This window comes from Roseibium sp. RKSG952 (genome assembly GCF_009711355.1).
This window is the reverse complement of sequence record NZ_SMMF01000544.1, coordinates 1-1,716: the sequence shown is the minus strand read 5'-3', so window position 1 is coordinate 1,716 and position 1,716 is coordinate 1. Positions and strand designations below refer to the sequence as shown.

The 1,716-nt window shown below is 57.2% G+C and carries 1 protein-coding gene; it reads right to left on the bottom strand.

The genetic code is table 11. The annotated features are described in order from the left end of the window. Window positions 1-39: 39 nt before the first annotated feature. A complete protein-coding gene (locus E1297_RS02125) occupies window positions 40-1,323 on the bottom strand; it encodes an AAA family ATPase (RefSeq protein ID WP_155133305.1) in 1,284 nt (427 codons plus the stop codon). Between the last annotated feature and the right edge of the window lie 393 nt (window positions 1,324-1,716).

Sequence of the window (1,716 nt, the reverse complement as noted above, 5' to 3'; positions counted from 1 at the left end):
TACGAACGCCGCCCGCAAAATTCTTACGGCGGATGCGATTCAGTTGATCATCGGTCTCTCGGGAAGACGTTTCATCGCCTCGCTCAACACGAACTGATAACCTTCCTTCAGCGCCCGAAGAGAAGCCCTATTCCTCACGAAGAACGTTTCCAGCGCGTTCATCTCGTCAAGGTCAAGCAGGGGTAGTTCCTCCGCCTTGACGCCTAACTCCCGCGCGAACCGCCTTTTCATGTTTTTGAAGATTACGGGAAAGTACTCCGGACCCGGTCGGTTCATCCTGACAACGGAAAACCGTTCCATAATGAAGTCCGGCAGTCCCGACGTGTCGTTCGCCGTGGCTATGAAGGAAACCCCGGAAACATCCGTCTCGGCCATCAGACAGGAATCATAGTATCGATCCGGATCCCCGAGCATGTTCATGATGGCACCCATGACGCTGCCGTTGCGCGATCCGACGGCGGGAGACTTGTCGATCTCGTCCAGAATGACGCCCGGATTGCAGACGCTCTTGTTGACCATGAACACCAGAGGCGAGGATGGCCTCTGGCTCGACCAGCCTCTCGATACCGGGGCCAGACCGGCGCTGTCGGATGCGCCCGAACACGGGACGAGAAGGGAAGGGACCTTCAGGAGTTCAAACACGGCCCTAGCAAGTCCGGTCTTTCCGGCTGAAGGCGGTCCGCAAATCAAGAGCGGGCGCAATTTAACACCCCCTTCGCCGCCTGCTGCGCGTGCCAAACGAGCCATTCCCATCTGCCTCTCTATGGCTTCCGCGGCCCGCATCGCCCACGGCCAAACCGATCTGATCTCCTCGAGGGCCTCGTTCTCTTCCGGCAGCTCTCCGGCGTAAGGAATGCGTTTCCCGACGGCGGATGAAAATCTGTTCGCAATCTCCCGCCCGTCCCTCGAATCCGGATCACCTATTTCGCGCATTACTATCTTTCCGACACGGGCCTCCTCGACAGAGGGGTCATATACGTCAGATTTTCCAATCCAAATCCGTGCCCTGCGCTTCATTGCTTCCATGAATCCACGTAGGGGATTTATGTCGGGATCTTCAAGATGGTCCTCTATTTCGGACGCGAGGGCGCGTGCCGCTCGTCTTGAGCCGAGGCTTGCGGCGGCCCAGAGGAGATTTCTCCCCTCGTTCCGCTCGTCCCCCTCATTGTCCCTCAGGTAAACGAGAGCCGCGCCGTATAACGCCGCCGGGTCGTCTATGTCGGATGTCAAATGTCCATTCAGAGCCCTCACAACCTCCATCGGCGACCCCGGGTCGGTCCGCCATAAGAAGTCGTTCCAATATGGGTTGAGGTTCATCGACATTCCTTGGTCCTCGCGCTCTTCCGTGTAACCAATACGATCTCGCAAGGCCTATCGTTCCATTCCCGGTAAACTTTTTTTCATGTGGTTCGAGCGACTCTCGGTCCGTATTCCGCGCTGAGCAGCGACATGCGCGACCATTTGGCCGGCCTTTCTGAAGCCGTGGAATCCATATTTTGAATTGCGACAGAAAGAGAATGCGCGAATACGAGCCAGCTCTTCTCCGCGGCGATGTCCTGCAAGTTCTCGTGTTAACGTCTTCCCCGACCTGAAGGACGTGGATTTTTAGCGAAGCGTGGGCCGTGAGACTGCGCGACGAGATTCGCGTTTCTGATAGGCTTTTGCTCGTTCACTTGGCGCTAGCCGCGTTCCGGCCGTAAGAATATTGCGAGCGGC

Coding starts and splice junctions, on each gene's coding strand:
- E1297_RS02125 (WP_155133305.1), bottom strand. CDS start 1,323: ATGTCGATGAACCTCAACCCATATTGGAACGACTTCTTATGGCGGACC.